The organism is Providencia sp. PROV130 (assembly GCF_028482225.1).
Taxonomy (GTDB): domain Bacteria; phylum Pseudomonadota; class Gammaproteobacteria; order Enterobacterales; family Enterobacteriaceae; genus Providencia; species Providencia rettgeri.
The window spans coordinates 86237-111318 of the sequence record NZ_JAMPQC010000019.1; the positions used below are offsets into that span (position 1 = coordinate 86237).

Genomic DNA, 25082 nt, shown 5'->3' on the forward strand with positions numbered 1-25082 from the left:
TAAATCTATTTTTAGTGTTTATTAAAAGATAGAAAAAATATGTATTATTCATTTATTCTGTTTATTTGTGTTGAACAATTTGCTGATGAAGGAAAGTCAAGATATAACCGTTTTGACTCACCATTAATTCCCATAATTACTTTACCATTGTCACTTGCAGTTAAATTGCAGTAAAAGTTATAGGATGATTTATAATACTCCCCATCTTCAGTCCAAAATTCGATATGCCACATATCTGATCCCACACCTAAATAATATTTAAACCCGAAGCAATCTTTCACAATACCTTTATTAGGAATATCTTCTAAAATATATTCATTAATCATTCCCACTCCAAAAAGCATAGCGGTATGGCCTAATGATATTTTTTTAATCTTTTTACCCCAGAAGTTTTCGAAGGTAGCCAAGCCATAATAATGTCGTTCTACGAATTGTTTATTTAATTCCATATTCTCTCCTGATAAAATACACTCTAAATTAATAATAAATGTTATTAAAACAATTAAGTTAATATTATGCATTTTGATACGAGATTAATGGTAAGTTAAAATACAGGAGAGTAAATTATAATTAATATCATTTAATTGACAAATAAAAGAGGAATGGTTAATTAAAAATATCAATTAACCATTAATGTATTTTCTTAGAATGGAAATAAAATAGGCACGACTGCAATACTAATAAACATCACAATAATAGTGAATGGCACACCCACTTTTAAAAAGTCCGAAAATTTATAACCACCAGGTCCTAAAACTAAGGTATTAACTGGTGATGAAACGGGGGTCATAAAGGCTGCGGATGCGGCGATCCCAACAATCATCGCAAAAGGTAGCGGTGAGACATCCATTTGGCGAGCCGCAGCAATGGCAATCGGAGCCATTAGTACTGCAGTTGCGGTATTGGAAATAAATAACCCAATAGAGGCACACAAAATAAATAGGCACAATAGCATCACATGTGGCCCTAACCCACCAGCAACTTTCATTAACGCATCAACGGCAAGAGCAATCCCTCCCGTTTCTTGCAGTGCGAGCGCAAAAGGCATCATCCCAACAATTAAGATAATACTCGGCCAGTGAATTGACTTATAAGCACTTTCCATATCAATACAGCGAAATTTCCCCATTAACAAGCAGGCAATAAGTGCTGCAATAAAATTAGGAATTTCATTGGTCACCATCATCGCGACCATTAACGCCAAACAAAATAAGGCATGAGGAGCCTGAGATGCAGCAGGTGCCACCGCCTCTACTTCAGCAGCCAGATTCAAGACAATAAAATTTCGTGGCTTAGTCGATAAAATGCGAATTAATTTCCAATCACCAATGACTAATAAAATGTCACCCAATCGAAGCGGCTCATCTACCAACTTGCCGTCCAACGCCTTACCATCGCGACGAATACCAACCACGTTCAAGCCATAACGAGTACGGAATTTAATGTCTCTTAAAGATTTACCCAATAGTTCAGAATCTGGATTCATCGATACTTCAGCCATTCCCACATCACGTGATTGGTCTGAAAAATAATCTCCCCGTAAAATCATCGGTTCAAGGAGTTGTTCGCTACAAAATTGGCGTAAATCGTCATCACTCACCGAAATATCGACTAATAAGACATCTCGCTCGCGTAACTCTGTTCCCCCAGTTGCACTCACCATCACTCGACGAAATTTACGCCAACGCTCAATCCCCACTACGTTCGCTTCGTAACGTGAACGCAAGTGTAGCTCATCAAGCGTATGACCAATGAGTGGCGACCCCTTGCGGATAGCAAGGCGGCGAGCTCTACCTGTCAATTTATAATCACGAATTAAGTCTCGAAAGGTGCGTCGATAGCGCTCAGGGAGTTTGTCTGGTTCGTTACTGCCTAGCCAGCGCCTTGTCAGCCACATGTAGGCAATACCTGCGAATAAAATTAAAATACCAATCGGGGTAATAGAGAAAAATTGGAAGCCTTTGATCCCTTCGCGTACCAATTCGCTGTTCACCACCATATTAGGTGGAGTGGCCACCAGTGTCATCATCCCACTGATGAGCCCTGCGAAGCCTAATGGCATCATTAACCGACTAGGCGATGTTTTCATCCGTGATGCGACACTTAAAACGACGGGAATAAAAATAGCCACTACGCCAGTGGAGCTCATAAAAGCGCCTAACCCAGCGACGGTGAGCATGAGGAAAACCAGCATTTTGCTTTCGCTGCTTCCTGCAACGCGAACAAGCCAGTCTCCCATTTGGTAAGCGATCCCTGTGCGAACAAGCCCATCACCAATAACAAATAATGCTGCAATTAGCAGAACGTTAGGATCTGCGAAACCTGCTGTAGCTTGCTCTAATGTTAAGGTATCACTCAACACAAACGCGACAATGACAAGTAATGCGACCACATCCATGCGAATTTTATTTGTGGTAAACAGAACTATCGCAATTAATAGGAGGGTTAAGACCCACAGCAATTCTCCGTTCAAAATATCCCCTTTCGACGAAAAAAAACATTGCTAAGAATTTTATTCAGTTAAGCATGTTTTATGGAGAATTTCTTTGATTAAATCACCATTAAGTCAAATTAGACACGAAAAGTTCATAATCACCATTCTTGTCAGGCCCCGTAACAGAAATTTGAGCCAATGAGTTTACAATTACTTGAATTTCATCACGACGCGGCATGCCTTCTGGTGCATGGACTGCAACCACTTGGCAACCTGCTGTTAATGCAGAATGGATACCTGCTTGCGCATCTTCAAAGGCAATACAGGATTTTGCAGGAAGAGAAAGTGCTTGAGCGCCAAGCAAGAACGGTTCTGGGTCCGGCTTTCCTTTCGTGACTTTTTCAAATGTCACCCAATGTTTAGGTTCTGGTAAACCCGCAGCTTGCTGGCGTCCATGGGCAATCGGTACAGTACCAGAAGTGACAATTGCCCACGGAGCCCCAATTTCATTTAAACGTGACAGCAAGGCAATCGCACCAGGTAGGGCCACAACGCCCTCCACATCTTCGCTTTCCATTTTTTCTAACCAGCGAAAATACCCCATAATTTCGTCATCACTCGCTTCGGGTAAAAAGTGACGCAAACTGGTTAACGCAGGTTTTCCATGGATAAAATTAATGACTTCGGCTGAGTCTACACCAATTCGTTCACCAAACTTACACCAACAGCGCTCAACCACTGCCAAGGAATCTGCCAATGTGCCATCTAAATCAAATAGAAACCCTTTTGCCTTTAATTTCACGTCTACCCCTTTATTTGCTATTCACATAATAATTGAATCGATTCTAGCCCATTAGTTAACGCTAAATGGGCACATACACGCAACCTCAATATTAAAAATAATTAAGGATTGATACTAAAGCTTAGATTTGAATGCACTTGAGAGTTAAAACAGGAAAGGAATGTTGATTTGAAGTTGAAATTTTATACCTATTAATCCCATTTGCTCTAAGAAGTTTTTGCTGTAGCTAGGCGGCAAGCGCGCTAATCCCTAGGAGCATACAAAAGTATGTAACCCGAGTAGCCGAACGCAGTCAACAACGCGACAAGGTGAAGTATGACGAGCAAATATGCTCTAAATTATTCGCGTTGTCGCTAGGCGACCAGAGAGGATATCTCGGGGAGCATACAAAAGTATGTGACCCGAGTAGCCGAACGCAGTCAACAACGCGACAGCGCGAAGAATGACGAGCATTAGGCGTTTAAGATCTGGGAAATCTCCACCGCTGATAAATGATACTGACGAGGACAGGCATGCCAAATCGCTAGCATCCGTACATATTTTTCCCACATTGGCGTTTGTGAGTTAAACCCATGCGTCCCGCTGTCGAAGTGGGTGTAACGCCCTTCTGTGTTAACCATAAAGCGAACGTAGCTCAAATAACGTGCTTCTGTTGCAGCATCAAAACCTAAAAATTGCACGCGCCGGCCATCAATGTCTTCCTTGTTAGCCATGTTGCTATAGGAGACTTGTAGTGCATGGTACATCTCCATGATATCAATAACAGTGCGGCAAGTGTCTTCACTCAAATGACCGAAGTCTCTGTCTAACTCACGCATTTGCAAACCAAAACCACGTTCAATAATGGTTTGTAAACGGCGATAACGTTCTGCATTATCGGGGTCAAGCATGGTCATCATTTTATATTGATTAGATAAGATCAAGCGTTGTGCGTTAGTCATTTCCATCATGGTTCTCCCACTAAAAAGTATGGCTTATCTTCGCATTCAACATCAATCATAGACAGTGAAAACATCGCTTTTATTGATCTAAACACGCTTTTTGCATTACTTATTGTTAAATCTACCTTTTAGTGGAAATCATCCCTTAGATATCTTCCATAAAAGAGCGATCTAGCTGGTTAAATGCACGTTTTAGCAAGTCAGCTAACGCCATATAATCGGGTTGGTGTTCAACTGGAGCCATAGCGATCCCCGCCTCTGTAAACTTATCACGGATCTCATAAAACCAGCTCAATAAGCTAGATGGCAAAGGCGTCGAAGCACGCTTTCCTAACCACCATAGGCCTTGCATTGGCAAACTACAGGCAAAAAGTGCCGTAGCAATGGCGGGCCCCAATTGCCCACCTAGCGCGATTTGCCATGCTAATGTGAAAATTGCAATCGGTGGCATAAAACGAATACCAAAGCGGACAGCTTTGTTGATGCGAATTTCGGGGAAGATTGGCGACAGTTTTTTTTCCATAGGAAAGGTCTTCAGATAGCGGTTACCTAATCTAAAGCGTTTAAAAAAACCGGGCGGTGTACTTTGTAATGTACTCATGAAACGTTTCCTATCGACTTCTTAAAAACTGAGGCAATAATCTGTAGATTGCACCATGATAAAATCATAGCACATTTAAGATAACGAAATTATTTCATTACATTTACCTTAAGTTAAGTCACTTTACTAAATATCAGCTATTCTAATAGCAATGTAACCCTGTGCTATAACACCACTTTATACGTCACTTATGATTTTAATCAATCAAAGTCCCTATTTTTAAAAAAAACGTATAAAATATAAAATATTTTTAGTAGAATCTGCCACATTTAGAATTGCTGTTGCATTTGTTACTTTGTAGCTTTATCCATTTTCGAAACTGAAGATAGACAACAGTTATATATATTGGGGTTTTTGGTCGTTATTTCAACACTAGGTGCGAAGGTTTACTTTTATATACCTTTGTAAAAAAGGATAGCGCCTGCTTTATCAAACCCCTAGAGGTCTCACGATCTTTAACTTTTTCGCCTTTAACATGATATCAATCATGATGTTTCAGGTCATAAATACGCTAGGCTCTAGCGGTATATTTTTAATCTGAGTCTTTTCATGTTGTTTAAAAGGCTTCACAACAACAATTAACGATAGGTATTTCCATGTCAAGTAAGCTGGTACTGGTTCTAAACTGCGGTAGCTCCTCACTGAAATTCGCCATCATCGACCCAACTAATGGCGATGAATTTTTATCTGGATTAGCTGAGTGCTTTAACCTCCCGGAAGCCCGTATTAAGTGGAAAATGGATGGTGCTAAGAAAGAAGCGCCTTTAGGTGCTGGTGCAGCGCATAGCGAAGCATTGGATTTCATTGTTAACACTATTCTTGCTGAAAAACCTGAGCTATCAGAGCAAATCACCTCCATTGGTCACCGTATTGTTCATGGTGGTGAGAAATTTACCTCTTCTGTATTAATTACAGACGAAGTGATCGAAGGCATTGAAGCGGCTATTCCATTCGCACCATTGCATAACCCTGCTCATCTCATCGGTATTGAAGAAGCAAGAAAATCCTTCCCGCATCTGATCAACAAAAATGTCGCTGTCTTTGATACCGCATTCCATCAGACCATGCCGCAGGAAGCTTATCTGTATGCATTGCCATACGAATTATATTCAGAGCATAGTATCCGCCGCTATGGTGCGCACGGCACAAGCCATTACTATGTTTCCCGTGAAGCTGCGAAAAAACTTAACAAACCTGTTGATGAGCTCAATGTTATCACTTGCCACTTAGGCAACGGTGGTTCTGTTACTGCCATTGTTAACGGTAAATGTGTTGATACTTCAATGGGCTTAACGCCATTAGAAGGCCTGGTAATGGGAACGCGTAGTGGTGATATCGACCCTGCAATTATTTTCCATTTACATGATTCTTTAGGTATGAGTGTTGATCAAATCAATAAAATGCTAACCAAAGAATCGGGTTTATTAGGTTTAACTGGTGTAACAAGCGACTGCCGTTATGTTGAAGATAACTACGGCACTAAAGAAGACGCAACTCGCGCAATGGATGTTTTCTGCCATCGTTTAGCGAAATATGTTGGTGCATATAGTGCACTGATGGAAGGCCGTCTTGATGCTATCATCTTCACCGGTGGTATTGGTGAAAACTCAGCACAAGTTCGTGAAATCACCTTGAAGAAACTGGCAATCCTTGGTTTCGAATATGACCACGAACGTAACTTAGCGGCACGCTTCGGTAAAGAAGGTTTAATCACTACCGATAACAGCCGCCCAGCGCTGGTTATCGCAACCAATGAAGAGTTGGTTATCGCCCAAGATACTGCGCGTTTAACCGCATAAGCAACTTCTACCGCCAGCAACTAGCTGGCGGTATCGTTTTGTCATTAGAGTAACCGAAAGAAAGAGGTTCCCGTGTCCCGTACAATTATGTTAATACCTACTGGCACCAGCGTTGGCTTAACTAGCGTTAGCCTAGGTGTCGTTCGCTCAATGGAACAAAAAGGTGTTCAATTAAGCGTTTTCAAACCTATCGCACAGCCACGCGTCTCTGGCAATAAAGACCAAACCACTGAAGTCCTGCGTTCTCATTCAAGTATTACTACCATTGTTGAACCACTGACAATGGAATACGTTGAATCGCTACTGACCTCTTCCAAAAAAGATGTATTAATGGAAGAAATCGTAGCTCGCTATCATGACCACACAAAAAATGCGGAAGTGATTTTAATTGAAGGTTTAGTGCCAACGCGTAAACACTCATTTGCTCAATCATTAAACTATGAAATTGCCAAAACATTAGGCGCAGAAATTGTTTTCGTCACTGCACCAGGCAACAGCTCAATTACACAAATGCAAGAGCGTTTAGAGCTAGTACGTAACGAATTTGGTGGCCAACGCAATAAAAATATTATTGGCGTGATCATCAACAAGGTGAATGCCCCTGTTGATGAACAAGGTCGTACTCGCCCTGACCTATCTGAAATCTTTGACGATTCAACTAAGGCAACTGTAGCTAACCTCGATACTAAGCAACTTTCTGCGCTGAATCTGCCGGTACTGGCATCTATTCCATGGAACTTTGATTTAATTGCCACCCGTGCAATTGATATGGCAAAACACTTAGGTGCAGAGATTGTTAATGAAGGCGAAATCAAAACTCGTCGCGTTAAATCTGTGACTTTCTGTGCACGTAGCATCCCGCACATGCTTGAACACTTCCGCCCAGGCTCATTATTAGTGACCTCAGCGGATCGCCCTGATGTATTAGTTTCCGCATCACTGGCGGCAATGAACGGGGTTGAAATCGGTGCAGTTCTACTCACTGGTGGCTACAATATCGATGCGCCTATTCGCCAACTTTGTGAACAAGCCTTCGAAACTGGCTTGCCTGTTTTCATGGTGAAAAGCAATACATGGCAAACATCACTGAATTTACAAAGCTTTAGCTTAGAAGTTCCTGCGGATGACCATGAGCGTATTGAAAAAATTCAAAACTATGTCGCTCGTCATATTAGTAGTGATTGGATTGAATCACTGGTTGCAGACTCTGAACGCCCTAATCGCTTATCACCACCTGCATTCCGTTATCAGTTAACGGAATTAGCTCGTAAAGCAGGCAAGCGTATTGTTCTTCCTGAAGGCGACGAACCTCGCACAGTTAAAGCTGCATCTATCTGTGCAGAGCGCGGTATTGCAACTTGCGTACTGTTAGGTAACCCAGAAGACATTCGTCGGGTTGCTGCCGCGCAAGGTATTGAACTCGGTACTGGTATTGAAATTGTCGACCCAATTAAAGTCCGCGAAGAATATGTTGCTCGCCTCGTTGAATTACGTAAGAGCAAAGGAATGACAGAGGTTGTTGCACGTGAACAACTAGAAGATAACGTCGTATTAGGGACACTAATGCTGGAAAAAGGCGAAGTTGATGGCCTAGTTTCTGGTGCTGTTCATACGACTGCAAATACTATCCGTCCACCGCTGCAATTAATTAAAACAGCACCGGGTAGCTCATTAGTTTCTTCTGTTTTCTTTATGCTACTACCTGAACAAGTCTTTGTTTATGGTGACTGTGCTATCAACCCAGACCCAACTGCAGAGCAATTATCAGAAATCGCTATCCAATCCGCTGATTCTGCAAAAGCGTTCGGTATTGACCCACGCGTTGCGATGATTTCCTATTCCACAGGTGATTCAGGTGCGGGTAGTGATGTTGAGAAAGTACGTGAAGCAACCCGTTTAGCACAAGAAAAACGCCCAGATCTGATGATTGATGGCCCATTGCAGTACGATGCCGCAGTAATGGCTGATGTGGCTAAATCCAAAGCACCTAATTCACCAGTTGCAGGTAAAGCGACCGTATTTATCTTCCCAGACTTAAATACCGGTAATACCACGTATAAAGCCGTACAACGTTCTGCTGACCTTGTCTCCATCGGTCCAATGTTGCAAGGTATGCGTAAACCGGTCAATGACTTGTCTCGTGGCGCGTTAGTTGATGACATCGTTTATACCGTTGCATTAACCGCTATCCAAGCAGTACAAAACGAAAACGCTTAATTAGTCGATTATTGCGATGAATGCCAGCCAGCTTACTTAACTGGTTGGCATTTTTTATGACTGTAATAAACCGGAAATAGTGTTTCTTAACCAACTTAATGCATTGTCTGTATCACTACGTTCATGCCATATCATCTGAAAATCGAGCAACGGAATTTCAATTGGCGGCTCAAACATAACACACTGCTCATTCATTCCTTGTGAAAATACTTTCTGGGCAACAGTTAAAATCAAATCCGTGTTTTCAATCAATTGTGGCGCAACTTGCCAATAAGGCACCGTAACAGCAACACGCCTTTGTTGATTTAAGCGCTTTAATTGAATATCTACTTCATTTGCGTCAAAAGGTTTCATACTGACAGCAACATGTGGATATGAAAGCCATTCATTCAGCTCCATCGCTCCTTTTGGGCAAATCGATTTATCTGCCACACTTACCATTTGGTCTTGAAAAATAGACTGTGTATGTAGGGTATTATCCAATGAATTGAACACCCCAAATGCCAAATCTAAACTCCCTTCTTGTAATTTAGTCTGCATTTCTTCACGACTACAATGCCAAATTTTCAAATCAACATCAGGTGCATGTAACCGCAAATAACGTGTGAGCGGTAATGTAATAATTGCCGCACCGTAGTCAGATAAAGCGATATTAAACTGCCGATGACATAACTCTGGCCGGAAATTTTGTTGAGAAATCAAATAATCAAGCTGTTCTAATGCATTTAATAATGGTTCATACAAAGCCCCCGCCTTACTGGTTAATTGGTACTGTCCTTGTTGGCGAACCAATAATGGGTCTTGAAATAGCTCGCGCAACTGGTTCAATGTATGACTAACAGCAGGTTGGCTTTTATGTAACACCTCAGCTGCGCGGCTTACATGACGCTCTCGCAACAAAACCAACAATGTAACCAATTGATTTAAATCTAATTTTCTTAAATTATTCATTTGACGAATAGTACCTTATAAAATTGTTCATTTCCCAATCAGTCTCCCGCTCATTAAGCTCATCTTAAATCAATAATGATAACTCTGAGGTTTATATGTCTACACTGTCATTATCTGGGGTACTCTTGGCATTAGTGGCCCTATTTGCTGGGGTAGTTGTACCTATCCAAGCAGCGAGTAATGCACTCTTAGCACGTCAATTAGGTCATCCACTATGGGCAACAGCAATTTCCTTGATTATCAGTATAATCGTACTCATTCCATTATTATTTATGTTTAAAGTACCAAGACCAAATTTTAGTATTGAGCTTTTCCAGCAACCTATCTGGATTTGGTTTGGTGGGCTTGCCGGTATGCTCTATCTAACTTCAGCACTGATTTTAGTTCCTAGAATTGGCAGCACGACGTTCTTTGTTATGGTAATTGTAGGACAGTTAATGATTTCAGCCTTGATAGAGCACTTCGGTTGGTTTGGAATGCCACAAAATCCCGTTCCACTTGGAAAAATACTTGGAATTGGTTTAGTGATTACGGGAGTATTTTGCGTTCAATTGTCTCGTAAATAATCAGCATAAAAATACCCGCATCAATGGCGGGTATTTAACTTAGTTTCATATCCCAATATTATTTTTTACGGGTCAATAACGAAACAACCACTGCCACAATAATATTCAGAATAAATGCAGCAATACCGATATTCATGAAACTTAAACTTTCCCCTAACCAAGGGAACAATTGCGCTAAAGAAATTTTCTCGATATAGGTTACCGCAAGAAATAAAACCCCCGCAGAAATCCCACAAATAGCCCCCGCAGGTGTCATTGGGTTTTTCTGTTTAAAGCTCATCAATAAAGCTGGGAAAAACTGTGCAACAATATTGACCCCGAGTAACATAATAGCCACCAAGGTATCGTTACTGTGGAAAATAAAATACAAGCTGACTAACGCAACAACAGGCACCATAAAGCGTGCATAAACGCCAGACTGGCGTTTTTCCTCACTCACACCCATCGCTTTTTGTACAACTCCCGCTAACATATTAGAGGTGGTTAGCAACAACATCGACCCTGGGACTAATGCGGTTAGCATACCCGCAGCACCAATAAAACCAACCACAATAGGTGAGAAGGTGCTTTTAGATATCTCAAACAACGATAAATCTACGGCCGCCCCTTCAAGATGAGGAATTTGCAGTATAGAGGCATAACCGACGAAAAATGCGAATAGCATAATCAAGCTGTACGCTGGGATCAAAATACTATTACGTTTCAGTGATTTTTCATCTTTTGCAGTAAACACTGCGGCCATATAATGCGGCCAACAGAAATAGGCAACCACAGATAAGAATATTGTGGAAATATACCACGGGATATTTAGACCCGTTTCGGAGAATGTTAAAAAGCTTGGCATCGCTGTATCTATCGCTTTAAACATATCCCCAAAACTACCGTAATAATGAAGTGGGATATAAATACCGATAAATACCACCACAATTAAAATCATTAAATCTTTCAGTGCAGATGTCCAAGCTGACCCATGAATACCGGAAATCATCACAAATAATGTTACTGCAATAATACCAATCCAGATGGCAATATCCGCAGGAATTGCTCCATAAGACGCTTGAGAAACAATAATACCTAATCCTTTAAGCTGCAAAACAAATAAAGGCACCATCGCAGCAATAGAAATCAAGCTAATCAATAGCCCTAACCCCGGGCTTTGGTATTTCTTGGTAAATAACTCAGAAATCGTTCTGACATCATTATCTTTTGCAAAGCGCCATACTCTTGGGTGTACCCAGTATAAAAAGATCCCCATAAAAGCATTGACCGCTAAGGTATATAGAATCGCAGGTCCTTTACCGTAAGCCCAGCCGCTTCCGCCAAGAAAAGTAAACGTGGTATATATTTCCCCAGCACTTAGAAGGAAAACCAGTAATGCACCATAGCTGCGCCCACCGACAGACCACCCTTCGTGATCCATCGTTTTGCCTTTTTTAGCACGGATAGCAAGATAAATGCTAAATAGGAAAAAAATAGTAATAATAATTAGTGCGGAACTCATGAGCTTTCCTTCGTATTTTTATTATCTAATACATTGATTAGTAACATAACTAAGGCTGTAATAATCACCCATGAGACAATCCAGAACATTAAAAATGGCAAGCCCATAACAAAAGGTTCTACTTGGTTGGCATAATAGATACCTACGGTTAATGCGAGGATTGGAAAAATAACTAAATAATGATACCACTTCATATACCGCCCCTTATTCCACTTGCCCGAAAGAAATTAATTCACGAGGCAAATGACTTAACATTTCTACTCCGTCTTCAGTAATAAGCAGCATATCTTCAATCATAATGCCGCCAACACCAATCCCGTAATACGGCGTTTCTAAACTCATCACCATCCCAGGTCTAAATATCTCTGTCGTCGCCGCGCTCACAAAAGGGGCTTCTTCTAACCCAACGAATACCCCATCACCATGGCCTAGGTGCCCACGATTATAATGAGGTAAACCCGAAGAACGAATGAGGGCCATTGTTTCATTAAAAACATCACTTAATGCAACACCGGGTGCAACTCGGCTTAACATATATTGATGGCCTTTTAAGATAGTTTGATAAATAGCAGCGACTTTTTCATTCGGTTGACCAACCACAAATGTCCTTGCAATATCAGCACCATAACCTGCTACATCTACACCACAGTCAAATTTAATTAAGTCACCTTCTTTTGCCGGTTGGTCATCTGGGATCATTTTGGGTGAAAAATCACTGCCCACTGAAATTAAATTGAAGCGACTATAGTTCGTTTCAGGGAATTCCATCACTTTAGCTTTAAAAGCAGCGGTTAATTCCGCTGAAGTACAGCCAACCCTGATTAATTTACTCGCAGCAGCGACACCGGCTTCTGTAATTTGTGCAGATTTTCTGAGATGAGCGATTTCCCACGCACTTTTGATCATGCGTAATTCATTAAATAACGGGGAAGAGTCAACCAAATTTAAACCGGGAATAACCCTATCCAACCATACCTTACCAGTATGTGTAATTTGGTTTAATTCAATCGCAACTGGTTTCCCATAAACCCCCGCTTCTGACAACGCTTCTTTGAGTAAATTGAAAATCGTTTCAATTGGGCTATTAATTGGCCTAGCCTTCATCACTTTGCCATTTTCAGGGTTGTAAGGGTCGTCTACATCCACCCATATTGGAAATGTTTTAATCTTTGCATTAGGCATTTGAAGCGACAAATTTGCTGCTTCAAATTCATTCATAATAACTAATGATTCTATAGAAGGATCGCGAAAAATAACCGCAATCGCAGAGCCTGTTTGCCTGAAAGTGTACATAAAGAAGCTTGCAAAACCGGTTAGGTGATAAAAATTATCACCTACGGTTGCGATTAATGCTTCAATCCCTTCACGTTCCATAATCTCACGGGCTTTATTGGTTACGTTCTCAAGGTGTTGTTGTTTCAAAAAAGTATTCTGTTTATCAATTGTCATTTTTATTCTCTCGAAGCGTTATATATACATCAAGCAGTGCATCATATCGCAAACGATAAATGTTAAGTTCTGTCACATTATATCTAGTGTGGAAATGAATACATCGTTTAGCATGCAAGTTGGTTATAACTAATCGTTATATATTAGCCAAAAATTAACTTTGCTAGAGATTTGATTTTGGGGAAAATAAAGAAAAGGACTAAATAAAATAGCCCTTTAATAATTTAAATCTGATTGGTTATGAATTTTCAGCACAAGTGATGGTTTTTTCTAACTCATTATTGCGAGTTAACCACAAAGAAAGCGCTTTGAGTGAATCTGGCGTAAATTCATCACAGCGTGCGCTGATCTCTTTCGGAGTCAACCAACTGACTTCAACAACTTCAGATTCTTGTAAAGCAAATGGGCCATGGCTCACACAGCTAAACAACCCGCCCCAAACACGACAATGCGCATCTTCAAAATAAAAATGGCCATGTTCCGCAAAAGGAACGCCTGCAATACCCAGCTCTTCTTCAGCTTCGCGCTTTGCAGAATCAAGGATGTTTTCCCCTTTTGTCACGACCCCACCTGCTGTTGCGTCAAGGAAACCGGGGTGAAAATCTTTAATATCAGTGCGTCGTTGAACCAATATTTTGCCCATTCCGTCATGAACAACTATGTAAGTTGCACGGTGACGTAGGTTTTCTGCCCGCATTTGGCTACGTGTTGCTTGAGCAATCACCGTATTGTCTTCATCAACAATATCGACCCATTCAACGACTTCGCTTGGTTGTTCCATCCTGTAAACCTTTTATTTTTAAGCTAAAAATGCTTATATCATTAGACTGATTATTATTGTGTGCCAGATAATATCAATCCGCATTGATCCGCGCCTATGGAGATGATCCTAGCTGAATTTGTAATTAGTTGCCATCATAAAAAGCACTTCTTTATTGCAATGATAATGAGGCCAAGTTTCTTTAAGGTAGTCCAAGCAAATCATACAAATTGTATTCACAAATGCTATAGTTAAATCATAACGCTGTAGTTTGTGACTGATCTCAGGGATATCCCCTAAATAGTTCAAATTGCAGCTAGGCGCTAAGAGATGTCATCCTTAGGAGCATACACAAGTATGTGACTAAGGTGACAGAACGTAGGCAACAACGCTGCGGTTTGAAATATGACGGGGATGAGGAGCATACACAAGTATGTGACTAAGCTGACAGAACGCAAGCAACAACGCTGCGGTTTGAAATATGACGGGGATGGCGATGAAGATACTCATAACAGGCGGCACCGGGCTAATCGGAACACCACTTATCCAAAAACTGATTTCTCTTGGACATCAGGTTACTGTGTTAAGCCGTTCTCCGCAGAAAGTTTATAGCCATTTTTGCAAGGCGGTTGAGTGCTGGACGTCTCTTAATGATCAAACTCACCTGAATGACTTTGATGCCGTTATTAACCTTGCTGGCGAACCGATCGCGGAAAAGCGCTGGACCGAAGAACAAAAAAAGTTATTGTGCGATAGTCGTTGGAAATTGACGCAAAAGCTGAGCGAGTTAATCCTCGCTAGTGAAACGCCACCACAAGTATTTTTATCGGGTTCTGCTGTCGGTTATTATGGCAACCAAGGCCAGTCGGTCGTGACTGAAGACGAGCAACCCCACGATGAATTTACTCACCAACTCACACAGCATTGGGAAGCGTTAGCCACTAATGCACAATCGGAAAAAACGCGCGTTTGTTTATTACGCACAGGCCTAGTGCTATCGGCGAATGGTGGTTTACTGGCTAAAATTCTCCCCATTTTCAAAATGGGAGCGGGAGGTCCAATCGGTGACGGAAAACAATATATGCCATGGATACATATCAACGATATGGTTCGGGCAATTTGTTTTCTATTGGATAGCCCAACGCTTTCTGGACCCTTTAATATGACATCGCCTTATCCAGTCCATAATGACTTATTTTCTGCCACATTAGGTGATGTTATCAATCGCCCTTCATTTGTGCGAACGCCCGCTTTTGTGATTAAGGCCATCATGGGAGAATCTGCAGCACTGGTGTTGGGTGGTCAACAGGCAATTCCCAAAAGGTTGGAAGAAGCAGGATTCCAGTTTGAGCATATAGAATTAAAAGAAGCGCTTACTGACTTGCTTATTCCACATACAGATGAGTAAGGGTTATTTCCCCCCTTGCCAGCGGTGAAATAGGTCTTGCTCCAGTTCTATATCAAACTGATCAAGGATACGATTAACGGTTTGGTTGATAATATCTTGGATTGTTTCAGGTTGGTGATAAAACGCTGGCATCGGGGGCATGATCACGGCTCCCATCTCTGCCGCTTGTACCATTAAGCGCAAATGGCCTAAATGTAATGGTGTTTCTCGTACACCTAACACCAATTTTTTCCCTTCTTTGAGGACCACATCGGCCGCTCTTGTGACTAAGGTATCAGTGTAGCTATGAACAATGCCAGACAGTGTCTTCATGGTGCAGGGCATGATCACCATTCCAGCAGTGCGAAACGAACCTGAAGAAATTGCAGCGGCGATATCGCGACTATCATAGTTATGGTCAGCTAACTGCTGAACCTCTTTTACACTATAGTCAGTTTCTAATGCTAATGTTTGACGGGCAGCCGCACTCATCACCAAATGGGTTTCCACCTCTTTAACAGGTTTCAACACTTCAAGCAACCGGACACCATAAATAGCCCCACTCGCCCCTGTTAACCCAATGATCAGTTTTTTCATTTCGCTGCCCTATTCACGATAACTCAGCGCATTATATACAATATTCACTCAAATTGCAGATACCAACAATGCTGCAACCCTATCTATAATGAAAATTTAAGCAATTAACCACAATCCCAATTATACACAACTCGACTAAAATCCCTTTTCTTCAGGTCATCGGGGTGAATAAAGAAATTACCCACTCCCATATCTCCCCACATAATCCCTATTTCATAATCGGTATTTATTTGGAGAAGTAATTCATATTGTTGAATATCTTTTTCGTATTCTCTTGGGTCGGTTTGAGTGAAGAACGGATAACCGCCTATGCAATGTGCCCCTGATTCAAAAGTATCACTGTAAGGCTCAACCCATTCGTCGTAAAAGTCTTCACCGTCAAATTGGTCCTCATAATCGTAGAGGTTATCAACTCCTAAAATTTTCTGGCCAAATTGGAAATCATCAATACTGATGAACTGTTCCGCAGGCGTATATTCAATACTGTATTGGTGATCTATAGGGGTATAGTAATCATCGGAATGGGCTGCAATCACGGCGGAAAAATCTTGGGTTAATTGGGCGGCATCTTCAATAACCTCTTCCCAATAAATAATGCAGAAATCTTCCTGTTTTTGCCTTTGTTCAAAGTCGGCTCCATATAAGTCATCACCACCAATAAAAAACTGCAAAATGCCCTTTTCAGGGTAATTTTCTAAGTTAGGCATTTGTGCAAAATTAATTTGGGCAAGTAACTTGAGCGGCGTTCCTTCGCTATTCGTCGGATACTTTTCATTTAGCGGCAAATACGGCATTCCCCCGACACGACTATCCCATAATATATAGTCTTCAACTGGGGTTAACGTCATTTCAACAAGGGATTTTTTAGTGGATTTGATTTTATCTACAAAAGGTTTAATCACATCAGGAAGGGAGTTGAAATCAGCCATATATCGCTCCAAATAGGCAGTTAATGTCCCTCTAGCTTACTCGATTTTTACGTATTTTAAATCAGATATAACTGTAACTTACGCCTTCATTTAACGTCATAGTTTTCTTGATATTTTAGGCTACAGATTAAAGATGGGAAAAATCAGAATCACTGTGGATTTTCTATATAGTTAGGGTTACAGCTAGGCGGCTAGCAAAGAGACCCTAGGAGCGTAGAAAACTACGTGACTAGGGCGAATTTGTGAAGCCAACAACGCTGTAGCCCAAACTATGACGAAAATTGACGAAAATTTAGCCTTCGTTATAAATCTCTAGGTCTTCAACCTCACTCTGATCCTTCAACTTTAACTCATCGTCTTTTCGTAAGTTTTCTAGGTAGTCTAAATAACTTTGGTCGATATCTTTGGTCACATAAATACCATCAAACACGGAGCACTCAAATTCTGTGATTTCAGGGTTTTCTTCACGGACGGCAGCGACTAAATCGGTCAAATCTTGGAAAATTAGCCCATCTGCACCGATAAGTTTGCGAATTTCATCCACTTCGCGACCGTGTGCTATTAATTCATTTGCATTTGGCATATCAATGCCATATACGTTCGGGAAACGCACTTCTGGTGCCGCTGAAGCAAAGTAAACATTTTTTGCTCCCGCTTCACGCGCGAGTTCAACGATTTGCTCAGATGTTGTGCCGCGAACAATGGAGTCATCAATGAGTAAGACGTTTTTATCACGAAACTCCGCGCGGTTCGCATTGAGCTTACGACGGACTGATTTACGACGCTCTTGCTGACCCGGCATGATAAACGTACGACCAACATAACGATTTTTCACGAAACCTTGGCGGTATGGTTTATCCAGAATATGTGCGATTTCTAGCGCGATATCACACGATGTTTCTGGGATAGGAATTACCACATCAATGTTTAAATCTTCCCATTCTCGAGCAATTTTGGCGCCCAATTTTTGCCCCATGCGTAATCTTGCGTTATACACAGACACTTTATCAATAAAAGAGTCTTGGCGAGCAAAATACACATATTCAAAGATACATGGGGTCAATTGCGGGTTATCAGAACATTGGCGTGTAAATAGTTGCCCTTTTTCCGTCACATAGACCGCTTCGCCCGGAGCAACATCGCGTAAAAATTCGAACCCTAATGTATCAAGTGCAACACTTTCTGAAGCGACCATATATTCATGCTCACCGCTTTCAGTAATGCGACGCCCTAGTACTAACGGGCGGATCCCATGAGGGTCTCGGAAAGCTAACATACCATGGCCAATAATTAGCGCTACACAAGCATATGCACCGCGTAATTTTTTATGCATGGCTGACACAGCGCTGAAAACATTGTCTGGCTCAAGAGGGAAATGATCAAACCTATCCAGCTCATGCGCTAATACGTTCAGTAATATCTCAGAATCAGAGGTGGTATTAACATGGCGACGCGCGGTTTCAAATAAACTCCGAGTGAGTTCATGAGCGTTTGTCAGATTACCATTATGCGCAAGTGTAATACCAAAAGGTGAGTTTACGTAGAAAGGCTGCGCCTCAGAAGCGCTTGAGCTACCTGCTGTTGGATAACGGACATGCCCTAACCCCATGCAGCCCTGTAATCTCAGCATATGGCGTGTTTCAAACACATCTTTAACAAGACCATTTGCTTTGCGTAAACGAATGTTGTTTTTGCCATCAATCGTGGCAATACCTGCTGCATCTTGCCCACGATGCTGAAGCACCGTGAGAGCATCATAAATTGATTGGTTTACCGGTGTAACACCGGCGATACCGACAATACCGCACATTTAGTCTTTCCTCATCAGCCAGACGGAGAAATGTTCTCCGGTAGGAAACTTGACGCATTTTGCAGGTAGTCAAAAAACCACCTGATTATATGACTGAACTGCGGAATAAGTTCCGAACGCTGCCAGTCCTCACTTTGAGGTAATGGTGTAAATGTATCGAGAAAAAACAGTAATGCCGAAACTATTAACACACCACGCAGCGCACCGAAGCAGATCCCCAGAACTCGATCTGTACCTGATAACCCGGTTTTTTGTACTAACGAGCTAATCACATAGTTCACCACCGCGCCAACAATTAATGTGGCAATAAACAGTGCGGCGATAGCAATGCCATTTCTAACCAGCACATCCTCAAAACGGGTAAAGTAGCCCGCTAAGTAAGGATAAAACGTACTCGCAACAAAAAAAGCACAGCCCCATGTCACCAGTGAGAGCGCCTCTCGTACAAAACCACGGATCAAGCTAACTAGTGCCGAGAAGCCAATAATGGCGATAATTGTGTAATCTATCCAGACCATATTTCATTCCAAAATTCGCACTCACGACATCAGCGAAGTGCATTCTAACAGAAAACGAAAACGTTTGCGTAACCATTTTTCTATCAAATTAAAAAAAATAGCGGCGAAAAGAAAAAATCATAATCGCCGCAGTAAGTTACTAAATCCCCTTACCTTTTAGGGATTATTTAAATTCTATTTTAAGGTTTATAGCTTTGGATTATCCCTTTTGTCCCCGTAATCTTATTCAGTTCTGGTAAAGCCGCTTCTAGTCTCTGCCTTGAAGCCTCAGGCCCGACGTAGATCCGCGTGAGTTTATTATTCACCGGCTTGGCAGGAACCGTATAAACTTGGTAACCGGACAACCTTAGTTTAGCGACAATCTCTTCAACTTTACTTGCGTTGTTCAATGCAATCACTTGCACAACAAACGCTTTGCCCTGTGGTTGAGGCTTAGGTTCTGGCTTAGGCTCGGGTTTGGGTTGTGGTTTCGGCTCAACTTTAGGTTCAGGCTTAGGCTCCGGCTTGACGGGTTCAACTACGCTCGGCGCAGGAGTTGTCGTCGATGGCCGAGTTTCAACCTGCTCATTCTGTTGCTGCGTAATGGCTTCTGACAACATGGCTTCAGAAGCACCTTCTGAAGAAGCGGTGGTTGTCGTACTGACAATAGGCGCTATTGCTTCAATATCTTCTTCATCACCCGGTTTAGGGATAATAGGAATGGCCGCAAATTCATTTTCATTGTATTTCTTATCGCCATCAAGCAGAGCAGGAAGCACTATAACCCCCACTGCAACAAGCACAATGGCGCCAGCAAGTCGATTCTGAAATTTACTAGCCACCGGCACTATCCTTCTTGATTTTCCAATAACATCATGACGTGAGCAACGGTATGAAATGACCCGCACACCACAATCACATCTTGCTCGTTTGCATCGATGCAAGCTTGCTGCCACGCTTTTTCTACGCTGTCAAACTGGTTAGCTGTCGGTAAATGTTGACTCAGTTGAGCCACATCAGCCCCCCTAAACTCAGTTAATGGCGCAAGGTACCAATCGGTGACTTGTTGTGATAAACACTCAAGCGTACCTTTGATGTCTTTATCACCTAGCATCCCGACAACCGCACGAATATGACGACCTTTAGTTTCAGGTAAGGCAGCCAATTTACTGACTAAGTAGCCTGCAGCATGAGGGTTATGCGCCACATCCAAGATCATCAACGGTTTTTCACCGATAATTTGGAAGCGCCCTGGTAATTGAGCTGATTCCAAACCTCGATGAATAGCGGACTCAGTCACTTTTTGGGCAATATCAGCATCAATTTCCAATAAGCAACTCACCACACCGAGTGCTGTTGCTGCGTTTGCTAAAGGGACATTCGGTAACGGCAAATTATGCCATTCACGCTGTGAACTTTGCCACGACCAGCTATTTGCTTGCTCACTGTATTGCCAATCCGTCCCACGACGAAATAGCTTCGTGCCTAAATGCTCTGCCACTTGACTGATTGAAGCTGGCATATCCGGCTCACCAACCACACCATAATGGCCAGCACGGAAGATACCGGCTTTTTCATAACCAATATGTTCACGGTCTGAACCAAGCCAATCAGTGTGATCAAGTGCGATACTGGTGATTGCGGCTATATCTGCATCAACGACATTGGTCGCGTCTAACCGCCCACCTAAACCGACTTCTAAAATCACAATATCGAGTTTAGCCTGTTTAAATAATTGCAGTGCGGCCAAAGTGCCATATTCAAAATAGGTGAGAGAAATATCTGCTCGCTGAGCTTCAATTATGGCAAATGCCTCACAGAAATCAGACTCGGGAAGTTCTTGGCCTTGAATACGAACGCGTTCGGTATAACGGATAAGATGCGGTGAACTGTATACCCCAACTTTTAAGCCAGACGCCATAAATATGGACTCTAGTGTATGGCAAGTTGTCCCTTTTCCGTTGGTTCCCGTCACAGTGATAACTTTGGGGGCAGGCTGCGTTAGGTTCATTTTCCTAGCAACTTGACCGACTCGCTCCAACCCCATATCAATATTTTGGCTATGTAAGTCGGTGAGATAAGAAAGCCAAGCCTCCAATGGAGACTTGGCATTAGGAATGATTAGATTACTCATCATCTTTTTTATGCTTTTCAGAATCCTTTTTTGGCTCTTGGGCATCAAGTTCATCAACGGCATCGATGTCGATTTCAACCGTTTCCGCTACGATGATTGGTGTCTCATTAAAGCTTGGTTTATTGGTTAACATCGCCAATATTTCAGCTAAACGGTCACGCATCTCAGGGCGGCGAACTATCATGTCAATCGCGCCTTTTTCAAGTAAGAATTCACTGCGTTGGAAGCCTTGCGGTAATTTTTCGCGAACAGTTTGCTCGATAACACGTGGCCCTGCGAAACCAATTAACGCTTTCGGCTCTGCCACGTTAATATCGCCTAACATTGCCAAACTTGCAGACACCCCACCCATGGTTGGGTCAGTTAATACTGAAATGTAAGGTAAACCACGCTCTTGCAGTTTTGCTAATGCGGCACTGGTTTTTGCCATCTGCATTAATGACAACAGTGCTTCTTGCATACGTGCACCGCCACTTGAAGAGAAACAGACCAACGGGCAGTTATCTTCCAGAGCTTGTTCAACAGCACGGACAAAACGCGCACCGACAACTGAAGCCATTGAACCGCCCATAAAGGCAAATTCAAACGCCGCAGCCACAACTGGCATACCTTTCAACGTGCCTTTCATCACGATGATCGCGTCTTTTTCACCGGTTTCTTTTTGTGCTGCAACAATACGATCTTTATATTTTTTTGAATCTTTGAACTTCAGAATGTCTTTAGGCTCAAGTTCGCTGCCTAATTCTGTTGTTGAGTTTTCATCAAGGAAGGTTTCTAAGCGCTGACGTGCGTGAATTCGCATGTGGTGGTCACATTTTGGACACACGGATAAATTACGCTCTAATTCAGCACCATATAGTACTTGCCCGCAGCTATCGCATTTAGTCCAAACTCCCTCTGGGATGTTGGCTTTGTGTGATTGGGTCAAGTTACCTTTCTTTAAAATTTTTTCAATCCAGCTCATTAATGGACCTTTTTGTCTGATTCACTCTGGTTATCACCAGTATGTAATTTTTTGCCATTAAACCACAATGATATCTCACTGTGGATAAAAACTTGTTAAACCATCTAGTGGTTATCGATTTTTTGCGCTGCCGCACGCTTTTCTTTCGCTGCTATTCGACGATGACGAATAATTTCAACAACGCCCGGCAAAATTGAAACAAAGATAATCGCGACTATCAGTAATTTCAAATTCTTTTGTACGAACGGTAATTCACCAAAGAAATAACCCGCATAAGTGAATAATAATACCCAAATAAATGCGCCCGTCACATTATAAAAAGCAAAGTGACGATAAGACATTTTACCCATTCCTGCAACGAATGGTGCAAAAGTTCTGACGATCGGCACGAAGCGCGCCAGTATAATCGCTTTACCGCCATGTTTTTCATAAAAAGCATGGGTTTTATCTAAATAAACCCGACGAAAAATCTTCGAGTCCGGATTTTTGAATAATTTCTCACCAAAAATACGCCCAATGGTGTAGTTTACCGCATCACCAATAATCGCTGCAGTAATCATTAACGCGACCATTAAATGGACATTCAGGTCATTGCTGTCTAATGACGAAATCGCGCCAGCAACAAATAATAACGAATCTCCCGGTAAAAATGGTGTGACCACTAACCCTGTTTCACAAAATAGGATCAGAAACAGGATACCATAGACCCACGTACCATAATCTCTGACCAGTTCAGCAAGATGTACATCGATGTGTAAAATAAAGTCGATAATAAAAGTGATAAATTCCATATAATCCTCATCAATAATAGCATCCATGCTATTTGCAATAATTATGAGATAAATAAAAATTCGCTTTACATCAGTTCATCTGCCAGAAAAAGCGGCCCCATCACATTCTGAGGTAGCTCAAACTTCTCTGGGTAATCGACACTCACCAAATACAACCCTTCTGCTCTTGCAGTTGCAGCTGCCTTTGTACGGTCTTTTAATTCAAGAAGATGCGCCATCCAATCAATGTTTTGGTTACCACATCCAATCTCCAACAGACTTCCGACAATATTTCTCACCATATGGTGAACAAATGCATTGGCTTTGATGTCTACCACCACATAATTACCGTGGCGACTGACATTCACATGCATCACATTACGCCATGGCGACCTTGACTGACACTGGACTGCTCTGAATGAGGTAAAATCACGCTCACCCAATAGTGCCTGTGCCGCTTCATGCATTCTTTTTTCATCGAGTGGATAATGAAAATGCGTTACGCCACTCGATAAAATCGCAGGCCGATAACGATGATTAAAAATCACGTAACGATATCGACGCGCTGTTGCACTAAAACGTGCATGAAACTCTTCAGCCACCGGTTTACACCAGCGAACAGCGATATCCGCAGGTAAATGGGTATTCGCCCCCATTGTCCAAGCCGCTTCTTTACGAATGGCAGAGGTTTCGAAATGCACCACTTGCCCCGTAGCATGGACACCCGCGTCTGTACGCCCTGCACAAAACACACTAATTGGCTCCGCGGCAATTTTTGACAAAGCTTCCTCTAAACAGCCTTGAACACTTTTAACTTCTTGCTGACGTTGCCAACCAAAATAACGACTGCCGTTGTATTCAATACCTAATGCGATTCGATACAACTGTGTAGACTCAGACATTAGTAAAACAGCTCCTGAGCCAGTTTCTCTGCTGTTTCTACCGCCATCAACGCGCCACCGAAACGCACGTTATCAGCCACTGACCAAAACTGTAAAATTTCTGGTATGCCGTAGTCATTACGTACACAACCTATGCTTAATTGGTCATGACCAGACGCGTCAGTCACCTGGGTAGGATAATCACCCTCTTCTGAGACCTGAATATCTTCAAAACGTTCAAGTTCTTCGTTAGCTTCTTCTGCGCTCATTGGGCGCAACGTTTCTAAATGAACGACTTGCGCATTCCCATAAAAAACAGGGGATTGAATAAAGCTAACGGCCACTGGTAAGCCATCATCTTGCAGTACTTTACGCACTTGCTCAACCAAACGACGTTCATGAACGACACTGCCTTCCATGTCAGTCAATAATGGCAACATATTAAAGGCTAATTGCTTACTAAAACGGCCTTCTTCAGCAGGAATACCATTTAATAAACGCGCACTTTGCCCTGCCAGCTCGTCGACAGCGGCTTTACCATAACTGGAAACCGACAACATATTGGTTAAGGTAATACGCCCTAACCCTGCCGCGTCCATCAGCGGTTTGATTGCCGTTAATAATTGACTCACTGAGCTGTCTGCCAATGAAATAATATTACGGTTGCGATAATCAGCGAGTACTTGCGGATTCACATTTGGGACAATCAGTGGTACATCGGGTTCTTGAGCAAATACGCCGCTAGTATCAATGACAATACACCCTTCCTGCGCCGCTAATTCAGCGTATTGTAGGCTGACACCTTCATTCGCTGCAAAAAAGGCAATTTGTGCCTGTGACCAATCAAAATCAGTCACGTTTTCAACTTGAATACTTTTGCCATTAAAACGTACGCTCTCCCCTGCACTACGCTCACTGGCCAGTAAATACAGCTCGCCGACTGGGAATTCTCTTTCTTGTAACAGTGAAATAATAGCTTCACCTACAGCACCGGTTGCGCCTAATACTGCAATATTCCAACCTTCAGTCATGGCTATTCCTCTAAAAAATAAAAAATTAAATAGCCCCAATTGGCGCTATTTAATAGGTGAT

General features: G+C 42.1%; 24 protein-coding genes. 4 read left to right on the forward strand and 20 right to left on the reverse strand.

What is annotated here, in order from left to right; translation table 11 throughout:
* Positions 1-44: 44 nt before the first annotated feature.
* The 5 genes from PSF28_RS13505 to yfbV form a co-directional block, all read right to left on the reverse strand.
* A complete protein-coding gene (locus tag PSF28_RS13505) occupies positions 45-449 on the reverse strand; it encodes a hypothetical protein (RefSeq protein ID WP_210836995.1) in 405 nt (134 codons plus the stop codon).
* 194 nt (positions 450-643) lie between these two features.
* A complete protein-coding gene (locus PSF28_RS13510) occupies positions 644-2473 on the reverse strand; it encodes an SLC13 family permease (RefSeq protein WP_004912265.1) in 1830 nt (609 codons plus the stop codon).
* 88 nt (positions 2474-2561) lie between these two features.
* Positions 2562-3236 carry a sugar phosphatase gene (locus PSF28_RS13515; protein WP_272664629.1) on the reverse strand — a complete coding sequence of 225 codons (675 nt, stop codon included), beginning with the start codon at positions 3234-3236 and terminating at the stop codon, positions 2562-2564.
* 452 nt (positions 3237-3688) lie between these two features.
* Positions 3689-4183 carry a YfbU family protein gene (locus tag PSF28_RS13520; protein WP_210837027.1) on the reverse strand — a complete coding sequence of 165 codons (495 nt, stop codon included), beginning with the start codon at positions 4181-4183 and terminating at the stop codon, positions 3689-3691.
* A gap of 139 nt (positions 4184-4322) precedes the next feature.
* Positions 4323-4778, reverse strand: a complete 456-nt coding sequence (yfbV, locus tag PSF28_RS13525) for a terminus macrodomain insulation protein YfbV (RefSeq protein WP_004912272.1) — start codon at positions 4776-4778, stop codon at positions 4323-4325.
* A 596-nt stretch (positions 4779-5374) separates the two neighbouring features.
* On the opposite strand from yfbV, the gene ackA reads away from it, so the two are divergent.
* Positions 5375-6577 carry an acetate kinase gene (gene ackA / locus PSF28_RS13530; protein WP_210837000.1) on the forward strand — a complete coding sequence of 401 codons (1203 nt, stop codon included), beginning with the start codon at positions 5375-5377 and terminating at the stop codon, positions 6575-6577.
* An 87-nt stretch (positions 6578-6664) separates the two neighbouring features.
* Positions 6665-8794 carry a phosphate acetyltransferase gene (gene pta, locus PSF28_RS13535; RefSeq protein ID WP_210837028.1) on the forward strand — a complete coding sequence of 710 codons (2130 nt, stop codon included), beginning with the start codon at positions 6665-6667 and terminating at the stop codon, positions 8792-8794.
* A gap of 54 nt (positions 8795-8848) precedes the next feature.
* Here the strand turns inward: pta and PSF28_RS13540 are convergent, their stop codons facing one another.
* Positions 8849-9745 (reverse strand): LysR family transcriptional regulator, encoded by an 897-nt coding sequence (locus PSF28_RS13540; protein ID WP_210837001.1) that lies wholly within the window; start codon positions 9743-9745, stop codon positions 8849-8851.
* A gap of 95 nt (positions 9746-9840) precedes the next feature.
* On the opposite strand from PSF28_RS13540, the gene PSF28_RS13545 reads away from it, so the two are divergent.
* A complete protein-coding gene (locus tag PSF28_RS13545) occupies positions 9841-10311 on the forward strand; it encodes a DMT family transporter (RefSeq protein WP_210837003.1) in 471 nt (156 codons plus the stop codon).
* Positions 10312-10369: 58 nt separating this feature from the next.
* On the opposite strand, the gene PSF28_RS13550 is transcribed toward PSF28_RS13545, so the two are convergent.
* From PSF28_RS13550 to yfcD, 4 genes are all read right to left on the reverse strand, one after another.
* Entirely contained in the window at positions 10370-11812 is a 1443-nt protein-coding gene (locus tag PSF28_RS13550; RefSeq protein WP_272664627.1) for a sodium:solute symporter family protein, read from the reverse strand.
* Positions 11809-12006 carry a DUF3311 domain-containing protein gene (locus PSF28_RS13555; protein WP_210837007.1) on the reverse strand — a complete coding sequence of 66 codons (198 nt, stop codon included), beginning with the start codon at positions 12004-12006 and terminating at the stop codon, positions 11809-11811. Before PSF28_RS13555 ends, PSF28_RS13550 begins: the two co-directional genes overlap by 4 nt.
* A gap of 10 nt (positions 12007-12016) precedes the next feature.
* Positions 12017-13261, reverse strand: coding sequence for a M24 family metallopeptidase (locus tag PSF28_RS13560; RefSeq protein WP_210837008.1), 1245 nt, complete (start codon positions 13259-13261; stop codon positions 12017-12019).
* Between the two features lie 238 nt (positions 13262-13499).
* Positions 13500-14042, reverse strand: a complete 543-nt coding sequence (yfcD, locus tag PSF28_RS13565; RefSeq protein WP_210837010.1) for an NUDIX hydrolase YfcD — start codon at positions 14040-14042, stop codon at positions 13500-13502.
* A 475-nt stretch (positions 14043-14517) separates the two neighbouring features.
* On the opposite strand from yfcD, the gene PSF28_RS13570 reads away from it, so the two are divergent.
* The gene (locus tag PSF28_RS13570) at positions 14518-15429 is read left to right on the forward strand and encodes a TIGR01777 family oxidoreductase (protein WP_272685191.1); all 912 of its coding nucleotides are present in this window, start codon (positions 14518-14520) and stop codon (positions 15427-15429) included.
* A gap of 3 nt (positions 15430-15432) precedes the next feature.
* On the opposite strand, the gene PSF28_RS13575 is transcribed toward PSF28_RS13570, so the two are convergent.
* From PSF28_RS13575 to PSF28_RS13620, 10 genes are all read right to left on the reverse strand, one after another.
* Entirely contained in the window at positions 15433-16005 is a 573-nt protein-coding gene (locus tag PSF28_RS13575; RefSeq protein ID WP_210837015.1) for a UbiX family flavin prenyltransferase, read from the reverse strand.
* 104 nt (positions 16006-16109) lie between these two features.
* Entirely contained in the window at positions 16110-16934 is an 825-nt protein-coding gene (locus tag PSF28_RS13580) for a YwqG family protein (RefSeq protein WP_210837017.1), read from the reverse strand.
* 292 nt (positions 16935-17226) lie between these two features.
* Positions 17227-18744, reverse strand: a complete 1518-nt coding sequence (gene purF, locus PSF28_RS13585) for an amidophosphoribosyltransferase (protein ID WP_004912298.1) — start codon at positions 18742-18744, stop codon at positions 17227-17229.
* 14 nt (positions 18745-18758) lie between these two features.
* Positions 18759-19262, reverse strand: coding sequence for a colicin V production protein (gene cvpA / locus PSF28_RS13590; protein WP_004912301.1), 504 nt, complete (start codon positions 19260-19262; stop codon positions 18759-18761).
* A gap of 179 nt (positions 19263-19441) precedes the next feature.
* On the reverse strand, positions 19442-20083 hold the full coding sequence (gene dedD / locus PSF28_RS13595; RefSeq protein WP_004912302.1) for a cell division protein DedD: 642 nt from the start codon (positions 20081-20083) through the stop codon (positions 19442-19444).
* A gap of 5 nt (positions 20084-20088) precedes the next feature.
* Complete coding sequence (gene folC / locus PSF28_RS13600) at positions 20089-21378, reverse strand: bifunctional tetrahydrofolate synthase/dihydrofolate synthase (protein ID WP_210837019.1); 1290 nt, start codon at positions 21376-21378, stop codon at positions 20089-20091.
* Positions 21368-22339 carry an acetyl-CoA carboxylase, carboxyltransferase subunit beta gene (gene accD, locus PSF28_RS13605; protein ID WP_210837021.1) on the reverse strand — a complete coding sequence of 324 codons (972 nt, stop codon included), beginning with the start codon at positions 22337-22339 and terminating at the stop codon, positions 21368-21370. The genes folC and accD overlap by 11 nt, the downstream gene beginning before the upstream one ends.
* 104 nt (positions 22340-22443) lie before the next feature.
* Positions 22444-23130 carry a DedA family protein gene (locus PSF28_RS13610; RefSeq protein ID WP_042851864.1) on the reverse strand — a complete coding sequence of 229 codons (687 nt, stop codon included), beginning with the start codon at positions 23128-23130 and terminating at the stop codon, positions 22444-22446.
* Positions 23131-23195: 65 nt separating this feature from the next.
* On the reverse strand, positions 23196-24011 hold the full coding sequence (truA, locus tag PSF28_RS13615) for a tRNA pseudouridine(38-40) synthase TruA (protein WP_210837022.1): 816 nt from the start codon (positions 24009-24011) through the stop codon (positions 23196-23198).
* A complete protein-coding gene (locus PSF28_RS13620; RefSeq protein WP_210837023.1) occupies positions 24011-25021 on the reverse strand; it encodes an aspartate-semialdehyde dehydrogenase in 1011 nt (336 codons plus the stop codon). Before PSF28_RS13620 ends, truA begins: the two co-directional genes overlap by 1 nt.
* Positions 25022-25082: the final 61 nt, after the last annotated feature.

Coding starts and splice junctions, on each gene's coding strand:
- PSF28_RS13505 (WP_210836995.1), bottom strand. CDS start 449: ATGGAATTAAATAAACAATTCGTAGAACGACATTATTATGGCTTGGCT.
- PSF28_RS13520 (WP_210837027.1), bottom strand. CDS start 4,183: ATGGAAATGACTAACGCACAACGCTTGATCTTATCTAATCAATATAAA.
- yfbV (WP_004912272.1), bottom strand. CDS start 4,778: ATGAGTACATTACAAAGTACACCGCCCGGTTTTTTTAAACGCTTTAGA.
- ackA (WP_210837000.1), top strand. CDS start 5,375: ATGTCAAGTAAGCTGGTACTGGTTCTAAACTGCGGTAGCTCCTCACTG.
- pta (WP_210837028.1), top strand. CDS start 6,665: ATGTTAATACCTACTGGCACCAGCGTTGGCTTAACTAGCGTTAGCCTA.
- PSF28_RS13540 (WP_210837001.1), bottom strand. CDS start 9,745: ATGAATAATTTAAGAAAATTAGATTTAAATCAATTGGTTACATTGTTG.
- PSF28_RS13545 (WP_210837003.1), top strand. CDS start 9,841: ATGTCTACACTGTCATTATCTGGGGTACTCTTGGCATTAGTGGCCCTA.
- PSF28_RS13550 (WP_272664627.1), bottom strand. CDS start 11,812: ATGAGTTCCGCACTAATTATTATTACTATTTTTTTCCTATTTAGCATT.
- PSF28_RS13555 (WP_210837007.1), bottom strand. CDS start 12,006: ATGAAGTGGTATCATTATTTAGTTATTTTTCCAATCCTCGCATTAACC.
- PSF28_RS13560 (WP_210837008.1), bottom strand. CDS start 13,261: ATGACAATTGATAAACAGAATACTTTTTTGAAACAACAACACCTTGAG.
- yfcD (WP_210837010.1), bottom strand. CDS start 14,042: ATGGAACAACCAAGCGAAGTCGTTGAATGGGTCGATATTGTTGATGAA.
- PSF28_RS13570 (WP_272685191.1), top strand. CDS start 14,518: ATGAAGATACTCATAACAGGCGGCACCGGGCTAATCGGAACACCACTT.
- PSF28_RS13575 (WP_210837015.1), bottom strand. CDS start 16,005: ATGAAAAAACTGATCATTGGGTTAACAGGGGCGAGTGGGGCTATTTAT.
- PSF28_RS13580 (WP_210837017.1), bottom strand. CDS start 16,934: ATGGCTGATTTCAACTCCCTTCCTGATGTGATTAAACCTTTTGTAGAT.
- purF (WP_004912298.1), bottom strand. CDS start 18,744: ATGTGCGGTATTGTCGGTATCGCCGGTGTTACACCGGTAAACCAATCA.
- cvpA (WP_004912301.1), bottom strand. CDS start 19,262: ATGGTCTGGATAGATTACACAATTATCGCCATTATTGGCTTCTCGGCA.
- folC (WP_210837019.1), bottom strand. CDS start 21,378: ATGATGAGTAATCTAATCATTCCTAATGCCAAGTCTCCATTGGAGGCT.
- accD (WP_210837021.1), bottom strand. CDS start 22,339: ATGAGCTGGATTGAAAAAATTTTAAAGAAAGGTAACTTGACCCAATCA.
- PSF28_RS13610 (WP_042851864.1), bottom strand. CDS start 23,130: ATGGAATTTATCACTTTTATTATCGACTTTATTTTACACATCGATGTA.
- truA (WP_210837022.1), bottom strand. CDS start 24,011: ATGTCTGAGTCTACACAGTTGTATCGAATCGCATTAGGTATTGAATAC.
- PSF28_RS13620 (WP_210837023.1), bottom strand. CDS start 25,021: ATGACTGAAGGTTGGAATATTGCAGTATTAGGCGCAACCGGTGCTGTA.